This is a genomic window from uncultured Virgibacillus sp., assembly GCF_947495635.1.
Lineage (GTDB): Bacteria > Bacillota > Bacilli > Bacillales > Amphibacillaceae > Virgibacillus > Virgibacillus salarius.
Genome location: NZ_CANMAB010000105.1, coordinates 1 through 14,418, shown reverse-complemented (window position 1 = coordinate 14,418; position 14,418 = coordinate 1). Strand labels below are relative to the sequence as shown.

At 36.1% G+C, this 14,418-nt stretch carries 22 protein-coding genes; 21 read left to right on the top strand and 1 reads right to left on the bottom strand.

Annotated elements, in window-relative coordinates:
* Nucleotides 1-294 precede the first annotated feature (294 nt).
* The 18 genes from Q1A47_RS17495 (at nucleotide 295) to Q1A47_RS17415 (ending at nucleotide 10,116) form a co-directional block, all read left to right on the top strand.
* Nucleotides 295-852 carry an SLOG family protein gene (locus Q1A47_RS17495; RefSeq protein WP_026682048.1) on the top strand — a complete coding sequence of 186 codons (558 nt, stop codon included), beginning with the start codon at nucleotides 295-297 and terminating at the stop codon, nucleotides 850-852.
* Between the two features lie 114 nt (nucleotides 853-966).
* On the top strand, nucleotides 967-1,401 hold the full coding sequence (locus Q1A47_RS17490) for a hypothetical protein (RefSeq protein WP_299632582.1): 435 nt from the start codon (nucleotides 967-969) through the stop codon (nucleotides 1,399-1,401).
* Nucleotides 1,373-1,666, top strand: coding sequence for a hypothetical protein (locus Q1A47_RS17485; protein WP_152525436.1), 294 nt, complete (start codon nucleotides 1,373-1,375; stop codon nucleotides 1,664-1,666). The genes Q1A47_RS17490 and Q1A47_RS17485 overlap by 29 nt, the downstream gene beginning before the upstream one ends.
* A 91-nt stretch (nucleotides 1,667-1,757) precedes the next feature.
* Nucleotides 1,758-2,429 carry an SIMPL domain-containing protein gene (locus Q1A47_RS17480; RefSeq protein WP_166529791.1) on the top strand — a complete coding sequence of 224 codons (672 nt, stop codon included), beginning with the start codon at nucleotides 1,758-1,760 and terminating at the stop codon, nucleotides 2,427-2,429.
* Nucleotides 2,430-2,542: 113 nt separating this feature from the next.
* Nucleotides 2,543-2,950: a DUF1992 domain-containing protein gene (locus Q1A47_RS17475; RefSeq protein ID WP_051388364.1), complete on the top strand. Its 408-nt coding sequence runs from the start codon at nucleotides 2,543-2,545 to the stop codon at nucleotides 2,948-2,950.
* Between the two features lie 266 nt (nucleotides 2,951-3,216).
* Complete coding sequence (locus Q1A47_RS17470) at nucleotides 3,217-3,708, top strand: GNAT family N-acetyltransferase (protein WP_166529792.1); 492 nt, start codon at nucleotides 3,217-3,219, stop codon at nucleotides 3,706-3,708.
* A gap of 228 nt (nucleotides 3,709-3,936) precedes the next feature.
* A complete protein-coding gene (locus Q1A47_RS17465; RefSeq protein WP_034679329.1) occupies nucleotides 3,937-4,584 on the top strand; it encodes a VC0807 family protein in 648 nt (215 codons plus the stop codon).
* Between the two features lie 43 nt (nucleotides 4,585-4,627).
* On the top strand, nucleotides 4,628-5,125 hold the full coding sequence (locus Q1A47_RS17460; RefSeq protein ID WP_121604780.1) for a GNAT family N-acetyltransferase: 498 nt from the start codon (nucleotides 4,628-4,630) through the stop codon (nucleotides 5,123-5,125).
* Nucleotides 5,126-5,151: 26 nt separating this feature from the next.
* Nucleotides 5,152-5,556: a VOC family protein gene (locus tag Q1A47_RS17455; protein ID WP_026682054.1), complete on the top strand. Its 405-nt coding sequence runs from the start codon at nucleotides 5,152-5,154 to the stop codon at nucleotides 5,554-5,556.
* Between the two features lie 44 nt (nucleotides 5,557-5,600).
* Nucleotides 5,601-6,059, top strand: a complete 459-nt coding sequence (locus Q1A47_RS17450; protein ID WP_121604781.1) for a GNAT family N-acetyltransferase — start codon at nucleotides 5,601-5,603, stop codon at nucleotides 6,057-6,059.
* Between the two features lie 33 nt (nucleotides 6,060-6,092).
* Nucleotides 6,093-6,797, top strand: a complete 705-nt coding sequence (locus Q1A47_RS17445) for an aspartate/glutamate racemase family protein (protein ID WP_121604782.1) — start codon at nucleotides 6,093-6,095, stop codon at nucleotides 6,795-6,797.
* On the top strand, nucleotides 6,797-7,213 hold the full coding sequence (locus Q1A47_RS17440) for a VOC family protein (RefSeq protein WP_166529793.1): 417 nt from the start codon (nucleotides 6,797-6,799) through the stop codon (nucleotides 7,211-7,213). The genes Q1A47_RS17445 and Q1A47_RS17440 overlap by 1 nt, the downstream gene beginning before the upstream one ends.
* A 91-nt stretch (nucleotides 7,214-7,304) precedes the next feature.
* Nucleotides 7,305-7,922: a zinc dependent phospholipase C family protein gene (locus Q1A47_RS17435; RefSeq protein WP_026682058.1), complete on the top strand. Its 618-nt coding sequence runs from the start codon at nucleotides 7,305-7,307 to the stop codon at nucleotides 7,920-7,922.
* A gap of 152 nt (nucleotides 7,923-8,074) precedes the next feature.
* Entirely contained in the window at nucleotides 8,075-8,395 is a 321-nt protein-coding gene (locus tag Q1A47_RS20925) for a GNAT family N-acetyltransferase (RefSeq protein ID WP_308036062.1), read from the top strand.
* Entirely contained in the window at nucleotides 8,349-8,615 is a 267-nt protein-coding gene (locus Q1A47_RS20920) for a GNAT family N-acetyltransferase (protein ID WP_366141149.1), read from the top strand. Before Q1A47_RS20925 ends, Q1A47_RS20920 begins: the two co-directional genes overlap by 47 nt.
* 172 nt (nucleotides 8,616-8,787) lie before the next feature.
* Nucleotides 8,788-9,195, top strand: coding sequence for an NUDIX domain-containing protein (locus Q1A47_RS17425; protein ID WP_166529794.1), 408 nt, complete (start codon nucleotides 8,788-8,790; stop codon nucleotides 9,193-9,195).
* Nucleotides 9,179-9,631 carry a GNAT family N-acetyltransferase gene (locus tag Q1A47_RS17420; RefSeq protein WP_366141148.1) on the top strand — a complete coding sequence of 151 codons (453 nt, stop codon included), beginning with the start codon at nucleotides 9,179-9,181 and terminating at the stop codon, nucleotides 9,629-9,631. The genes Q1A47_RS17425 and Q1A47_RS17420 overlap by 17 nt, the downstream gene beginning before the upstream one ends.
* Before the next feature lie 23 nt (nucleotides 9,632-9,654).
* Nucleotides 9,655-10,116, top strand: coding sequence for an NUDIX hydrolase (locus Q1A47_RS17415; RefSeq protein ID WP_026682061.1), 462 nt, complete (start codon nucleotides 9,655-9,657; stop codon nucleotides 10,114-10,116).
* Between the two features lie 468 nt (nucleotides 10,117-10,584).
* Here Q1A47_RS17415 and Q1A47_RS17410 read toward each other — a convergent pair whose 3' ends face one another.
* Complete coding sequence (locus tag Q1A47_RS17410; protein ID WP_166529827.1) at nucleotides 10,585-12,102, bottom strand: DHA2 family efflux MFS transporter permease subunit; 1,518 nt, start codon at nucleotides 12,100-12,102, stop codon at nucleotides 10,585-10,587.
* Nucleotides 12,103-12,427: 325 nt separating this feature from the next.
* Here Q1A47_RS17410 and Q1A47_RS17405 point away from each other — a divergent pair, with 325 nt between their 5' ends.
* From Q1A47_RS17405 to fosB, 3 genes are all read left to right on the top strand, one after another.
* The gene (locus tag Q1A47_RS17405; RefSeq protein ID WP_226983493.1) at nucleotides 12,428-12,532 is read left to right on the top strand and encodes a hypothetical protein; all 105 of its coding nucleotides are present in this window, start codon (nucleotides 12,428-12,430) and stop codon (nucleotides 12,530-12,532) included.
* 389 nt (nucleotides 12,533-12,921) lie between these two features.
* Nucleotides 12,922-13,473, top strand: coding sequence for an NADPH-dependent FMN reductase (locus Q1A47_RS17400; RefSeq protein ID WP_026682062.1), 552 nt, complete (start codon nucleotides 12,922-12,924; stop codon nucleotides 13,471-13,473).
* Nucleotides 13,474-13,784: 311 nt separating this feature from the next.
* Nucleotides 13,785-14,207, top strand: a complete 423-nt coding sequence (gene fosB / locus Q1A47_RS17395) for a metallothiol transferase FosB (protein ID WP_166529796.1) — start codon at nucleotides 13,785-13,787, stop codon at nucleotides 14,205-14,207.
* Nucleotides 14,208-14,418: the final 211 nt, after the last annotated feature.

The following is a 14,418-nucleotide window of genomic DNA, read 5'->3' as shown; positions in this document are numbered from 1 at the left end:
AAATTCCCTTTAATTACATTTATTTGAAATTAATTAATACTTGACATTTTTGTTTTTGTTTAATGCAACGATAGTGAGGAAAATATAAAATTAGCCCATGTGGATAAATATGGGCGCTGGAGCTGCGTCTAGCTCCAGCGCCCAGAAACGAGTCGACTTCACGAATTGACCTAATCTAAGTCATCATCGACTCGCAAGCACCCCGTGATTCCTTTATCTCCGTTGATTGGCTCTAGTTGCTACGTTTCTAATCGGATGCTTGCGTTTTTGTTCTAATAGCAAGGAGGCATATAGATGAAAATTTTAGCAGTCACAGGATATAAACCAATGGAAATAAACATATTTAAAGAAGATGATCCGCGAATCACATATATAAAGGCTGCTATTGTAAAGCGAATTGTCCCACTCATAGAAGAGGGACTAGAATGGATACTCCTATCAGGGCAAATGGGAGTGGAAATATGGACAGCAGAAATCGTGTTAGATTTACAAGAGGATTATGATATAAAACTAGGTATCTTTCCGCCTTTTGAAAATCAAGAAACACGCTGGCCAGAGTCACTTCAGGAAAAATATCAAGCATTAGTGGCTACAGCTGATTTTTACAAGCCTATTTACCAAGGAGATTATAAAGGTTCGTTTCAATTTAAAGCAAAAAATATGTGGTTAGCTGACAAAAGTGATGCCTGTCTTATTTTAATGGATGAGGAATATCCAGGAAGCACTCGTTTCTTTTATGAAGCAGCAAAGCAAGCAATAGATGAAAATTCAATTTTTACCATAACACCTGCTGACTTAGATGATGTAGTTGAAGAAATGCGGATGTCTGATCCTGATTATTGGCAGAATTAAGCAAAGTCGCTGAAGTTCACAACTAAGTCGTCGAAGTTACAAATACACTTCAAGCAACCCGTAAGGGTGGTAAGTGGTGGGAGTAGTTCACTCCTCTTGAATCGTTTTTTAGTAATGAAAGAAGTTAAGAACATAAAGGAGCCTGTCATTTTTAATGATAGCGGACAAGTAATTCGAGTTACCGATGACATGGAACAGGTTCTTAGAAATCCAATCGATCAGATCAACCTGCAGCATCTTTGTCTACTTCGCTGGCTCCGGCAATTTAACCTCCCATCAATTCCTTTAGAGAAGCTTGTTGTTTATAGCAACGCTAATACAATTTTAAAGAATTTAACCAATAAATCAGCAATTATAAAAATAGTTATCCATAAGGAGAGATTAATAGAGAGAATCGATAAACTTCAAGCACGCTATTCTAAAAAGTGCTTTACAGAGACCGATTTGCTGTATCTATCCTTCCAGTTTATACTCCCGAAGAGATCGATGCTATGCAGATGTATGGAGTACATGCTGATGAATGAAAGGTGTCCTATGCCCAAGCTGTGAACGGAATAAAATGACTTTCTATTATGGCAAGTGGTATTGCTCTAATTGTCATTCGCAGTCAAATGAGGCCCATAAACAAGCACTTGCCGATTATGCTTTATTAATTAATCCATATATTAACAATCGACAAGCGAGAGAATTTCTCCAACTACCGACTTCCCATGTTACAAAACGAATATTACAAAAAGCAAATCTTGACTCAATTGGAGCAACAAGTGGAAGGAGGTATAGATTAGAATATTCGAATCTGTTGCAGGTTCGCTGAAGTTCACAAATATAAAAGCCAAGCATGAAAATAGTTAATCATTTACTTATACAAAGCATAGAATGAAATAAATGGAGAAAGGAGAGTGCAGATGCAATACTCTTACAACCCTTATGTCAGACAGCAGCCCACTCCTGAAGCTACAGAGTCAAGGCGAAGACTAACGGTGTATGGAAATGGAAAGGTCTCGGTTGAACCAAATGTCGTTTCAATTCAATTGGCTGTTGTGACGGAAAATCAATCGCTGAGCCAAGCACAACAGGAAAATGCGCAAACGATGAATCAAGTGATTCAATCTTTATTAAACCTAGGAATTTCACAAGAAGATATTCAAACTGCTTCGTATACAATTTCCCCGAAGTATGATTATGAAGATGGAAAACAAATTGACCGAGGCTATCAGGTTAGCAATGCGATACGAGTCATCATAAAGGATTTAAATCAGATTGGAATTGTAATTGATACCGCTGTGCAGCAGGGAGTTAATCGGGTATCCAATATTGTATTTACTACAGATCATCCTCAGGCATTTTATGAGGAGGCGCTTCGTTTTGCCCTTGAGGACGGTGGAAGAAAAGCACGAACCATTACCGACTCGTTGCAGCTTAATCTAGATCAAATCCCTGTTAAAATTATTGAACAGACAGAATCACCACCAGTTGCTTATAAAACGTTTGCTACAACAGCGGAGAGCTTCGCTACACCGATAGAACCAGGTCAAATAGAGATAGAAGCTGCAGTTGAACTTATTTATCAATATTAAGACTACGCTTTTTCCAGTCTATCTAGGTACATATACTGTGACAACTTTATGAATATTTCAGATAAGGCAGGTACTTTGGTGAATTTGTCGAATACAAATGCATAAGCTATTTATTGGAACATCATCGTAAAAAAGCGATTGGTGGTGAACGTATGGATCAAGATCATGATGAAAAAAATGAACTAAAAGAGAAGCCGAAGTATGCTGATCCTATTGGTGAAATGATTAGGAAGGCGGAAAAGGATGGTCAGTTTGATCATTTACCGGGCAAAGGAAAACCTTTAAAGCTGGGAAAGGATTACATGAATCCAAGTGAAAAACAGTTATACAAAACCATGAAGGATAATCATGTACTTCCGAAGTGGGTTGAATTAGCAAATGAGATTGACACGCTAAAGGAAGAAATTAGCGCTTTAGAAGGTGAAGAAAGAAAAAGAAAAATTAAAACGGTAAACAAAAAAATTAAAGCATACAATTTTGCTTGCCCACCATCCTTGCAACGAAACAAAGTTATAGAATAAGCAATACTGATAAAAGATGGAGGATAGTATATAATCCTGCGTCTTTTTTTGTAGTATTATCGAATTCATAATATAATGAATTTAATTATATTAGATGATATGCTTATCTCACTAAATTTACAGATTTAGTTATATGTTGTTTGAAAATGGCTGACTTGAAAAACAGATGAGAATAGAAGTATAAACAGGACAATATAGACGCATTGACAGAAAAAATAGCAAGCATTTTCATTAATGCTTTTTATATAATAGAAAGGAGCGTAATGATGAATTATGTAATCCGCCAACTAGAAGAACGAGATATTGCTTCTGTCCAAGCTGTTGCTAAAGAAAGCTGGCATGCCACGTATGATGGTATTATTCCGTTACCTATTCAGGATAACTTTTTAAATTCTGCCTACAGTGATGAGATGATGAGGCGTCGAATGGATTTTTCAAATCTTTTTGTTGTTGATTTTGATAAAATGATCGTAGGGTTTGCAAATTTTTCGCCTGTATTTGATTCAGGGAAAGTAGAACTTGGAGCTATATATTTGTTGCCAGCATACCAAGGCATTGGACTCGGAACTGCTCTATTAACTCATGGAATTGACTATTTACGAGGGGCAAGAGAAATATATATTAATGTCGAAAAGGATAATGACATTGGAAAGCGATTTTATCAATCCAAAGGGTTCGAGGTTATCGAGGAATTCACGGAGAATTTTGACGGACACGAGCTACAAACCATTCGAATGATGTTGAAGCTGGGTAAATAGCTAACAATCTAGTAAATTAGGAATAGATACAGTATTTAACAGGCAATAAGGAAAGTTTGATAGGTAGATATATGCGAAAAATAGTAGTTGGACTATGGTACATATATGCTTGTTAATAAGTTTATTGGATATAATGGGAAGCTATACCATGCAATCCTGTGGCTGAGAGCACTATGTTTTCTGGAAGTATTTAAGTTTAGCTAATTGGAAAAAATGGGAGCGTACCTTATGCAAAAAAATATTGTGATCTGGGATGTCATTTGCTATCTAGTATTTCCATTATTTATTTGGAATTTTATGAGAGATACAATCGGAGATTACACAGCGATGCTAATATCGACGATTCCAGGAATTATTTATTCGTTTATTCGCTTTTTTAGAGTTAAACAGGTTAATATATTTGGTGCCTTTATGATTCTGACACTTATAGCAAGTACTTTAGTAAATGTGCTGGCAGGATCGGCATTGCAGATGCTTTGGAATAATGTCTACTATGCCTTTGCGATGGCAGTTTTTTTCCTATTTACTATATTAATAAAAAGGCCACTCTTTCTATTGTTTACATTAGATTTTGTGGAATTGCAGGGATACAGTAGGCAAAAAATGAAGGCGATTTTTAATGAGCGGAAATATTTTCTCGTGTTCAATCTGATTACACTGGGTTTTGCAGCAAGAGAAATTATCTTGGCTTTTATAAAAATTAAGCTTATTTCGGTTTATGGTGTAGATGCCTTTGATAAAGGTCTGATTATACGGAATGTTCTTAGCTGGGGAATTACAGCCATATGCGTTATTGGCTTTATTTATATTTCAAAGATGCTTCAAGCAAATGAGACAAGTAGATTATCGAAAAATAGGGAACGTGAAGTGTTTTAACGTATGAAAGCTAATTCCAAGTAATACATAAAAAGGTGATACGATGAAAATAAGAAAGGCAATTATGGCGGATGCAGCTAAAATAGCCTACGTACATGTGGAAAGCTGGAAATCCACTTATAAAGGAATTATTCCGGATGCTTATATACAAAAGCAGACTTATGAGAGGCGAACTAATCTTTGGAACGATAATCTTAGAAATCAGACCGTGTTTATAGCGGAAGATCATACTGGAAATATTGTAGGTTTTGCAGTTGGTGGTCAAGAACGAACGAATGACTACCCTGGTTATCAAGGGGAGCTGTATGCGATTTATTTATTAAAGAACTATCAAGGAATAGGTATCGGTAGACGTTTATTTCGTTCTGTCACACAACAATTGAGGAGAGATGGCTTCCGGTCTATGCTTGTATTAGTGTTAGCTGATAATAATGCACGCTATTTTTATGAAACAATGGGCGCCAAGCGAATAGATGCAAAAGAGATTATGATCGCTGAAAAGAAACTTACAGAATATGTATATGGATGGCATCAATTATAACAACAAAACAAGGAGTGCATAAATAAATGGAATTTCATGATTTTTTTGCAGCACAAATAAGAATAGCTAGACCAACGGATAAATTTGATGAAGTTATCGAGTTTTATGAAAAAGGTATAGGATTAAAGCGAATTACCGAATTTACTGGTCATCGTGGGTATACAGGTGTCATATTAGGTCTTCCAGAGATTACGTACCAACTTGAATTCACAAAACATGTGGATGGTAGTCCTTGTCCTGCACCCACCAAAGATAATTTACTAGTCTTTTATATTCCCGTCCAAAAGGAAATTATTTCTATAGTTAAACGGCTACAGGATATGGGGTGCTACGAAGTAGATCCAGAGAATGGTTATTGGAAAGAGAAAGGTATCACTATTGAAGATCCGGATGGATGGAGAGTTGTATTGATGAATACAAATGGTATTTAGGAATAGTCCCTTCAAAAATAGAATAATGAGAATGGAGAAAACGAATGAAAATAACAGAGCTAAGAGATAAGAAACAGGCACCGAGACATTTGCTATTACTAGCAGATCCGTCCGAAGAATTAATTGAAGCTTATCTTATCAAGGGGAAATGTTTTATTGCCGAAGAAGCAGGAGAGGTAATTGGAGTGTATGTCCTGATGGCGAAGCGTATGGATACGGCAGAACTGATGAATATTGCTATTGATGAACGATTTCAAGGGAAAGGACTTGGTAAAAAATTGGTCTTACATGCCATTGAAACAGCGCAACTAAACGGTTTTCATGGTATCGAAGTAGGAACAGGTAATTCCAGTATAGGGCAGCTTGCCCTGTATCAGAAATGTGGTTTTCGTATTACAGGTATCGAGCAAGATTTCTTCACAAAACATTATCCTACTGAAATTATTGAAAATGGAATTGTTTGTAGAGATATGCTTCGACTTTCATTGCGATTAAATAATTAGATTGAACTAGTTTATATGATTAAGGAGGCAGTTATGAAAACTATTGGATTAATTGGTGGCATGAGTTGGGAATCTACAGCATTGTATTATCGCATCATTAATGAAGAAGTAAATAAGCGCTTGGGTGAATTACATTCTGCAAAATGCTTGTTGTATAGTGTGGACTTCCAAGAAATTGAGAGTTGCCAAGCTACTGGTGATTGGGAGAAGGCGGGAGAGATACTAAGTAAAAGTGCACATGCTTTAGAAAAAGCAGGAGCCGACTTCCTAATTATTTGTACGAATACGATGCATAAGGTAGTACCAGCCATTGAAGCAACTACTCATATACCAATCTTACATATTGCTAACTCAACAGCAGAGCAAATCAAACAACGTAATTGCAATAAAGTAGGATTATTAGGAACGAATTATACGATGGAACAAAATTTCTATATATCTCGTTTACGTGAACAAGGAATTCAAGTTATTATCCCGAAGCCGGATGAAAGAGAGCGGGTCAATGCCATTATTTTTAATGAATTGTGTTTAGGAGAAATTAAAGATGCTTCTAGAACCTATTATAAAGAAGTTATACAAGGGATGATTGACCAAGGAGCTGAAGGGATTATATTAGGATGTACAGAAATTGGCTTGCTCATCGGTCAAGATGATGCGCAAGTTCCGTTGTTTGATACAGCAAAAATACATGCAATAGCAGCAGTTAATAAAGCATTAACTAAGGGGGAAGAAGCATAGTGAAGGGGAAATTATCTCGTGTAGGGACCACCTATCTGCCTGTTAAAGAAGTGGAAGAATCAGCAACGTGGTATGCAGAACACTTAGGAGCTAAAGTGAATTATAAAGATAATGATAAAGCAATTCTACAATTTGCTGATCAAAGTTTTTTTCTTGTTAAATCACCATTAGGTGAATCAGCTAACTTTACAGATAGTTATGGGAACGAATGTTTTTCCGTTACCTTTGAAGTGAATGGTGTAGAAGCGTTAGCGAACTTGCATCAAGATTTTAAAGGCAGAGATATTAACGTGGGCAAAATAGAAGATCGGGGACATGCTGGAAGAAATTTTGTGTTTTATGATCCAAATGGAAACAAATTTGATGTATGGAGTGAGTTAAGCCCAACATTTAGGGCATTACACCATCAGAAATAAAAACAATTATTAAGATTCACCAGTTATACCCTGTTCTGAATTAGATTGTAAAACATCTGTAGTGCCTAACTGTAGAATTAGGAGTGATGATGTGGGTTCACGAATGATGCACTTAATTATTGCAAATGAAATCGCTAAGCAACTATCGTTACGAAACAAGCATGCCTTTTTATTAGGAGGGATTGCTGCAGATGCAAAACATCCTAAGGATCAATCACATTATTATCAAGGTAATATTGAAGATTTTTCAAGAGTCATAGCATGGAACGATTTTTATCAAACATATAAAGAGGATACTTCTGATTATATTAAGGGATATTATTCTCATCTTATAGCAGATGATCTATGGTTACATGGATTTTATTTCGCATGGTTGAAAAATAGAATGGAAGTAAACAAACAGTTATTTGAAAGGTATCATCAGGATTTTCGTCTGCTTAATGGGATGCTAATTCAACATTATAATGTTTCGACTCAAATTATAGATGAATTAGAATATGGCTTAGAAACGGGTTCGATTGTAGAGGTAAGTAAAAATGAACTTCGTGCATTACTGAGAATGGTAAAGGAAGATTTTCAATCTGCCCACAAGCGATCGGACATAATATTGAAAGTATTTACATTTGAGCAAATCATTGGGTATATTGAAACTTCTGTTGAAAAGGGAAAAATGAAGATACAAGAGCTATTTATGTCATATCCCTGCTGAGGAAAGTGGTGAGGGCACTTCGTAAAATGAATGGGAGGAGGAAGGTTGTGAAAATTAAAAACTAACGCTATGTGAGGCGATTTTAAATGGAGCATTTTTACTGGTGTTGATTCAGAGCATGTTTTTTGGAACCTTAATAAGCGGGTGATCGTGTGAATTGGAGCAAAGGAAAGTTAGGTGTTCGTTCCTTAAAAGCTAAAGACAAAGTTTTAATAAAAAAATGGCTGACAGATCCAAAAATATTAGAATTCTACGAAGGGCGAGATAAACCTTATAGCTTGGACATGGTAAATGCAGATTTTTATGATCACAATCCAGAAATAGATCGTTCCATTGTAATCTACAAAGATTCGCCGATTGGGTATATTCAGATTTACCCAATTAATGAACAGACGAGTGCACTGACGGAGTATATGTCAAAAGGTAATGTTTGGTATGGATCAGTTCATAGGCGAGGTAGATTGTTGGAATAAAGGGATAGGTACACTCCTAGTAACAACAATGGTGCAACATTTATTAAAAGAAAAAGGAGCAAATAAGGTTATAATGGATCCGAAAGTTACGAATATTAGAGCATTGAGGTGCTATGAAAAAGCTGGTTTTAAAAAAATAAGAAAGCTATTGAATTTCGAATTTCATGAAGGAGCGTATCGCGATTGTTGGCTGCTTGAATTTAATAAGAATAACGAATAATCGCGGAATACATATGATTATAGATTGCTTTTTGTTGAAGGCCGAAGAAAGTAGCTAATAATCAAAGTCCTAATAATATGGAGGTTAGCTGATTGACATGCTCCTTTGTTATGATGATTAATACGTTGATATATGCATCATGTTAATTTCTCAAGAAAGGCGATGAGAGGTTGTGAGAAATCGCAATTCAGTCGTATTGCTTGAAAATAATCAAGTAGTCCTGATAAGGAGAAGGGTAGACAAACTGGAGTATTATGTTTTTCCTGGTGGAGGAATTGAAGTGAATGAAACTCCAGAAGAGGCTGCGAAAAGAGAAGCTTTAGAAGAACTAGGTGTTGTAGTTTCGATTACCAGCTGTCTGGGCATTCTTTCATACCATGGTGATCAGTATTTCTTTCTGGCTCGCATTGTTTCTGGAAGGTTTGGCACCGGAATGGGAGAAGAATTTTGTAATAAAACAACTGGTAGAGGCACTTATCATCCAGTATGGATTGATATTCCTCAGTTAATGAATATAGATGTAAAACCGAAGGAAATGGCGGAATTATTAATAGAAAAGTGTAATGAACTACATGTATGATTCAAGGGAGAATGAAATGAAGATTCAGCTAACTGAACAAAAAACGATAGCAATACGTATGTATCGAAAAAATGATTTTTCTTCTATTCAGCTCTTAAATCAAGAAGAGGATTGGAATAACCTAGTGCAGAATGAAGGAACAACGAGAGCAGCCTGGGATCATTCCAATGTCCGTTATGTTTTAGAAGATGAAGAAAGGATTATAGGCTATGTAAGAGGTTTGACGGATGAAAATGTTACATTATATATTTGTGAACTGCTTATCGCTAAAGACTATCGCGGTATAGGTTTAGGAAGACAGTTACTGGATTATGTACGCCAGATGTATCCGAAAACAAGGGTTGATCTATTAGCAAGCAGTAGTTCCTATACGTACTATGAAAAACATCACTACCGCCCGTTCTATGGATTTAGAAAAACTTGGGAAGAAGGATAAATGGCCAAAAGGAGAGACGGATAGTGGGATACATTGAAACGTTAAGAGAATTAGTAGGGCATCGACCGCTAATATTTGTTGGAGCTGTTGCTATCATTTTAGATGAAGAAAATAGAATATTGCTACAACAACGCAAATTCCCTAATGGTTCATGGGGGATTCCGGGTGGATTAATGGAATTAGGTGAATCCACGGAAGAAGTTGCCTGTAGAGAAGTTTTTGAAGAAACAGGTTTACAAATAGATAGTCTAGCTTTATTAAATGTCTATTCTGGAAAGGAACATTTTATTAGAGCAGAAAATGGTGATGAATTTTATGTCGTCACCGTCGCTTATTATACAAAGAGCTTTTACGGCAACTTGCAGATGGATGAAAAGGAATCGATATCTTTGCAATTTTTTAACGCAAGTAATTTACCTACTATTCTTGTAAAGAGTCATCAAGCAATTTTGGATGAATTTATCAGTACATATAACTGGCAATAAGACCCCACTTTAAGCAAAAAGTAAAACCAATATTGGTAAGTGTGGGATCTACTGCTAGTAAATGACCGATTGGTTCAGAGGCTTTAGGTCATACCCCTGTGGTACTAAACATCATTGGAGGATAAACAAAACTTCCACTGATTGAAGTGTCACTTTAGTACTGCTAGTAATAATTCATCAGAACCGTACGTGCTTCGTCATTGTAACTTGCGTACAGGCTTTAATAACAAAGGTCTATCAGAATATCAACGATTCCTTTATCTATTTCAGGTTCGTTCGGTGAAGGAGAGCCTTTTTTGATATGGAAGTAATACTGGTAATGCCCTAAAGTGACGGGATGAAGTGACCTCGAAAAGTCGGACTTTTCCTGTGGAGAGCATGTGGTTTACTTCCTAGTAGAACATAAAGAAAGCTTGTAAAGAAACAAAGCGTTTCTCTACAAGCTAAGATTGGTATTCACAACAGTTTTTAGGATTCGTTTGTGACAGTAGCTGGATGATTATCATGATTTGCTGTCCGTTTCATCATCATTTCTTGTTGTTCTTTTTGATTTTGACTGGTATCGACCCGTTTCATAAAGAGCGATAAAATTAACGCTCCTGCAGCGATGATTGTAGAAATGAGGAATGTAAAGTTAATTCCGTTTAACATGGCATTATTTGCAATTTGCGCCTGCATTTCAGCCATCGCTTGTTCTGAAGCCATAGTACTTGGATCGATGTTTGCCATTGCTTCTTTTCCTAATTCTGCTGCCTTTGTTTCTGTTCGGTTGTTCATAACGGTAATAAGTAATGCAGAACCGATTGCTCCAGATACTTGCTGTAACGTATTGTTCATAGCAGTTCCATGTGGGTTATCCTTCATTGGTAACTGGTTTAATCCATTTGTCATTACTGGCATCATCACCATGGACATTCCGAACATGCGAAGGGTGTAAAGGAGCATAATTGTTCCATAAGCTGTTTCCATATTCAATTTACTAAAGAAATACGTTGTGCTAATCGTAATGAATAAACCAAAAATAGCCAATAGCTTTGGTCCATATTTATCAAATAAACGCCCTGTTATTGGCGACATTACCCCCATCACCAAAGCACCTGGGAGCATGAGCAGTCCAGATTCGAATGGGGAAATACCTCTTATCGTTTGTACATAAATAGGCATTAAAATCATAGCTGAGAACATCGCTATTGCAAGCACGATGGAAATAGCAGAGGATAATGCAAACATTGGGTATTTAAAAATCCGGAATTCGAGCATTGGATCATCCATACGAAGCTGACGCATGATCAAACCGGTAACAGAAATTACCCCCACAATAATCGTTCCATACACAAGAGGATCATCCCAGCCATTTTCTCCAGCTGTACTGAATCCGTACAATAGTCCTCCAAAACCTAAACTTGATAGAATAATAGATAGGACGTCAAGTTTAATATCACGTTGTGGCGTAATATTTTTCAATTTAAAAATGGCATATACAAGTGTAAATACTGCGATCGGTAAAACAATATAAAATAAAGTTCTCCAGCTGTAATGTTCAATTACCCAGCCAGATAATGTTGGGCCAATGGCAGGCGCGACAATCATAACAAGTCCAAAGGTACCCATGGCTGTTCCGCGTTTTTTAACAGGAAACGCTGTTAACATCACATTCATTAATAGTGGCATCATAACAGCTGAACCAGAGGCTTGAATCATTCTTGCTACAAGTAGTACTCCGAAAGACGGTGCTAAACTTGCTAAGAATGTACCAGCTGTAAATAGAAACATTGCAGTGATAAACAGATTTTTGTTGGTAAAGCGTTGAATAAAGAACGCACTAGCTGGTATGAGAATGCCATTTACTAGCATATATCCGGTAGACAGCCATTGTACTGCCGACGGACTCACATCAAACTCTGTCATAATGGAAGGTAAGGCTATATTTAACAATGTTTCATTTAATATGGCAACGAATGCACCAACAAATAATATGGCAATCATCCCATAGGGTGGTTTTTGTTCAGGAGAATGTGTTTCCAATTCTTCATTCCTTCTTTCTTCAATGATAATAAATGGTGGTTGATTTAATACTTACTCATTTTATACCTACAGTACAATAAAATCAATATGTTTATTTTCAACTATTTTAAAATAGTATCATGTCAGTGTTTGATGGTGTTTTAATAATTGTACTTCAATTATAAAATGATGTTTCGTCTATGTGGATTTCGACGTTCTAAAATAAATAAATGAAAAAAACTAACTTTGTTTAATAATTCAATAAAAAAGGAAATATAAGATGTAGAACAAAAAATGGAGGAATATAATGAAAAAGCTAATTCGAAAATTAATTAAATATGGACCAATTATTTATCCGGTAATAAGAAAATACATGAATAAAAGAAAAACAAAAAAGTCAAGTCACGATTAAAAGTAAGTGAAGGTGGTTATAAAAGGATGGGCGTGGGACAACCGTATTTCATCATAATCCGAACAATTTCCATGCAGGTTGTATGGGTCATACCATGAGCAAGAAATAAAAAGGCTATCCATGTTAATACGTCGCCTAACCTGGAGACCCTACCTCCTAGCAAGTAAAATCTTAATTTATGATTCTTAAACAATGTAAACATGGTGCACTCCTAAAACCACCTAAGGACATTAGCTGGTAAAGGTCTCCTGAAAAATTGCTAAAAAAGGTGCAATTTGTTATTAGGGTATTGACATTTTGAGGTTTAGAAACAGATTTCTTGATGTTTCCGCTTATTTTTGATAACAATGAATAGTGCAATTAACTTAAAACTACAGGAGGAATACGATATGAAAATTGTTGCAATGGTTGGTAGTAATCGCCAAGACTCATACAACATGAAGCTAACTCGCTTTTTACAAAAAAGGTATACGAATAAAGTTGAAATTGAAATTTTGCCAATTGATCAACTTCCTTTCTATAATCAGGACGAGGAATTTAACCCGCCTACAATTGTAAAAGAGATTAAAGATAAAATTCTGTTAAGTGATGGTATTCTTATCGCTACACCAGAATATAATGGTTCGATTTCTGGCATGTTAAAGAATGCTTTGGACTGGTTTTCTCGTGTAGACCAAGTAATGGTGAAGAAGCCTGTTATGATTGTAGGAGCTTCTATGGGCGCAATGGGAACGATTCGAGCACAAATGCAGCTTCGTCAGATTTTAAATGCACCTGGTATTGGAGCACTTACATTACCTGGAAACGAAGTGTTCATAGGATCAATCCAAAATAAAATGGACGAGCAAGGTAATCTTACCGATGAACCTACAATTGAGTTCGTGGATTCTGTTATAGACAACTTTGTGGATTGGACAGAAAAAACAAAAGTTTTTAGCTAATTACTTACTATTTGAAACTTGCTTTCAAGAGAATACTCTTGAAAGCAAGTTTTTTTAAAAAAGATAAGAAAGTATAAAATTTCTAATCGGGCACTTGCGCTTTTCCTTAGGAAAAATACTGACATTTACCTCCTCCAAAAATGAGGCAAGCATTGAATTCATATAAATGAGATAATTAATTAAACGTATTAGCCTCCTCTTAAGCTGGTTGACACTCTGTCATGATAGGAGACAACAGGAGTGGACGAATGTATAGTTTGTTTGGTGAGGTGCGAATTTGCTTAAACATGCGTTGAAAGAGAGGGATGACGTTGACAATTAATGGTATTAATCATTTGCTTTTTTCAGTATCGGATTTAGGTAGGTCTATTAGCTTTTATGAACAGGTCTTTCAAGCAAAGCTTCTAGTGAGGGGGAAGCGTACAGCATATTTTGATTTAAACGGTCTATGGCTGGCTCTAAATGAAGAAATAGGAATTCCTCGTACGGAAATTCATCATTCCTATACACATACCGCTTTTTCTATTGAGGAAAAGGATTTTTTAAGTGTTTATCAAAGATTAAAGAGCCTAGGTGTAACTATTCTAAATGGAAGAAAAAGAGATATACGTGATCAACAATCCATTTATTTTACTGATCCAGATGGTCATAAGTTTGAATTCCATACAGGTACGCTTGCGGATCGATTAGACTATTATAGGGATGAAAAGCAGTATATGGAATTCTTTGATTGACAAGAGGCGTTGTGAGGGGAATACTAAGTTTTGGCTTATGAGAAGTTAAAAGCGTAACTTTGGACAGGGGTGTATATATTAGGAGCTGACCTTTAAACGTTAGATCAGCTCCTGGCTTTTTTTATAAGTTAAGTAAGTATAAAATCAGTGCAATGACTGCGTTAAGCGAAGTAGTTATTTTGAAATGTTTGATGTATATTGGCAATGCTCC

Coding starts and splice junctions, on each gene's coding strand:
- Q1A47_RS17410 (WP_166529827.1), bottom strand. CDS start 12,102: ATGATTGCCATATTATTTGTTGGTGCATTCGTTGCCATATTAAATGAA.
- Q1A47_RS17490 (WP_299632582.1), top strand. CDS start 967: ATGAAAGAAGTTAAGAACATAAAGGAGCCTGTCATTTTTAATGATAGC.
- Q1A47_RS20920 (WP_366141149.1), top strand. CDS start 8,349: ATGTTTGGTATGGATCAGTTCATAGGCGAGGTAGATTGTTGGAATAAA.
- Q1A47_RS17400 (WP_026682062.1), top strand. CDS start 12,922: ATGAAAATTGTTGCAATGGTTGGTAGTAATCGCCAAGACTCATACAAC.
- Q1A47_RS17450 (WP_121604781.1), top strand. CDS start 5,601: ATGAAAATAACAGAGCTAAGAGATAAGAAACAGGCACCGAGACATTTG.
- Q1A47_RS17465 (WP_034679329.1), top strand. CDS start 3,937: ATGCAAAAAAATATTGTGATCTGGGATGTCATTTGCTATCTAGTATTT.
- Q1A47_RS17445 (WP_121604782.1), top strand. CDS start 6,093: ATGAAAACTATTGGATTAATTGGTGGCATGAGTTGGGAATCTACAGCA.
- Q1A47_RS17455 (WP_026682054.1), top strand. CDS start 5,152: ATGGAATTTCATGATTTTTTTGCAGCACAAATAAGAATAGCTAGACCA.
- Q1A47_RS17405 (WP_226983493.1), top strand. CDS start 12,428: ATGAAAAAGCTAATTCGAAAATTAATTAAATATGGACCAATTATTTAT.
- Q1A47_RS17495 (WP_026682048.1), top strand. CDS start 295: ATGAAAATTTTAGCAGTCACAGGATATAAACCAATGGAAATAAACATA.
- Q1A47_RS17470 (WP_166529792.1), top strand. CDS start 3,217: ATGAATTATGTAATCCGCCAACTAGAAGAACGAGATATTGCTTCTGTC.
- Q1A47_RS17460 (WP_121604780.1), top strand. CDS start 4,628: ATGAAAATAAGAAAGGCAATTATGGCGGATGCAGCTAAAATAGCCTAC.
- Q1A47_RS17420 (WP_366141148.1), top strand. CDS start 9,179: ATGAACTACATGTATGATTCAAGGGAGAATGAAATGAAGATTCAGCTA.
- Q1A47_RS17480 (WP_166529791.1), top strand. CDS start 1,758: ATGCAATACTCTTACAACCCTTATGTCAGACAGCAGCCCACTCCTGAA.
- Q1A47_RS17485 (WP_152525436.1), top strand. CDS start 1,373: ATGAAAGGTGTCCTATGCCCAAGCTGTGAACGGAATAAAATGACTTTC.